At 44.2% G+C, this 1,715-nt stretch carries 1 protein-coding gene and 1 pseudogene; both read left to right on the top strand.

Annotation, left to right across the window (positions count from 1 at the left end):
- Nucleotides 1-778, top strand: a pseudogene (locus WBA23_RS22245) (hypothetical protein); the annotation flags it as partial.
- Nucleotides 779-782: 4 nt separating this feature from the next.
- A partial coding sequence (locus tag WBA23_RS22240) for an alcohol dehydrogenase catalytic domain-containing protein (RefSeq protein WP_424584477.1) occupies nucleotides 783-1,715 on the top strand: 933 nt, incomplete at its 3' end.

The following is a 1,715-nucleotide window of genomic DNA, read 5'->3' as shown; positions in this document are numbered from 1 at the left end:
GGATATTGTGGCTTTCTTCTTCTCGCTAGAAGAGAATAAACATATTAAGGATCAGCAAATCCCTATCTCATTCCATAATCTGCTAAAGGAAGACGAGGATTTTAAGATTGTATTCGTTGTTTTTTATGCTGCAATTATTTTCCACTTGGCTAAACTTATGCAGGTAAAAGGACTAGAGATGCCTCGCCATATTTTATTCAGTGGCCGGGGTTCAAAAGTAGTAAACATTGTTGATCCTAGTCCTAAGCTAAGTAGTCTAAGTAGCCTGACTCGCTCAATATTTAAACATGTTTACCAAGCTGAAGCCGATACTATTGAACTAGAGCAGTACCCCGAACCGAAGGAGATCACTTGCAAGGGTGGTTTACTGAGCGACGTAGATATCGATATTGACCGCATTAAAACGGTATTGCTGGGTACGGGTGACGGAACATTGGTGCCTGAAAAGTCTATTAAATATCCTGAAGTTACAGAAGAAGTACTACAGCGAGTGTTAGGAGAAGTAGATGAGTTTATGCAGGTGTTATTTACCATTCATCAAGATTTTAATTTTGCTCATAACTTCGGAGTTAATCCATCGTACCTTAGTAGTTATCAAGCAATGCTCCAAGAGGATTTGATGGAGTACCTAAAATCAGGGCAGCAACTCAAACTAAAAGAGCTAGCGGGCAACCAAGATGTGAATGTGGAAGAATCGCTATTTTTCTATCCACTCACTGGCGCATTGAACCGGCTGGCTTTTAAGATAGCTACTGAATTGACTGAGGAATACAATTAAACCTATGCGCCAGCTTACTTTTCTGGGCATGAATAAAGTAGATTGGCGAGAGGTAGCTGAGCCAACTATCCAAAGTGAACAGGAAGCCATAGTGCGACCGTTTGCTGCCGCCCGTTGCGATGGGGATAGCTTCTTCCTTTTTCATAATTACCGTAAAGTAATGCCACTCGGCGTGAATATTCATTACCTGGACCCCAAGGTACTAGATGTGTTCGGAAACCCGCCTTTGCAACCCCCATTCGGAGTAGGGCACGAAGGAATCGGCGAAGTCATTGAAGTAGGGTCAGCGGTCAAAAATGTTGAGAAGGGCGATGTAGTAGTAGTTCCCTGGGCAATTTCTTGTGGTAAGTGCCAACCCTGTCATCAGCAATTACCCGCTAATTGCAACCGAGACGATAAGAAAACTCTGATCTCTGCTTACGGATTTGGTGCCGGAACCGGTAGTTTTGGCGGAATGGTTAGTGACAAAGTGCGGGTCCCCTTCGCCGATGCTATGTTAGTGAAAGTACCGGAAGGAATTGATCCGGTTCACTGTGCTTCGCTAAGCGATAATATTAGTGATGCGTACCGGGCGGTAGGTCCGCAGTTAGATAACTCCCTTGAAGCACCCGTGCTTATTTTCGGAGGTAATGCCAAAAGTATTGGGCTATACGCCGCTGCCATAGCCGTAGCCAAAGGATCAGTTCACGTAGATTACGTAGATGATAATTTAGATCGATTATCTATAGCCGCCCAGGTGGGGGCTAACCCTATCGAGTTAAGAAAGAAGCAGAAGGTAAGTACGCTTCGTGGTGCACTACGAAAAGGAGGCTATCCAATTACGGTAGATGCGAGTGGCTCAGTTTCAAAACTAGCTTTTATTATTCAAAACTTAGCTCCCGGTGGTCTGGCTACCGGAGTAGCATTTTACGTAAAAAAGCGAAACTCTCTACCTTTG

This window comes from Tunicatimonas sp. (assembly GCF_049647865.1).
Lineage (GTDB): Bacteria > Bacteroidota > Bacteroidia > Cytophagales > Cyclobacteriaceae > Tunicatimonas.
This window is presented reverse-complemented; position numbering and strand designations above follow the sequence as displayed.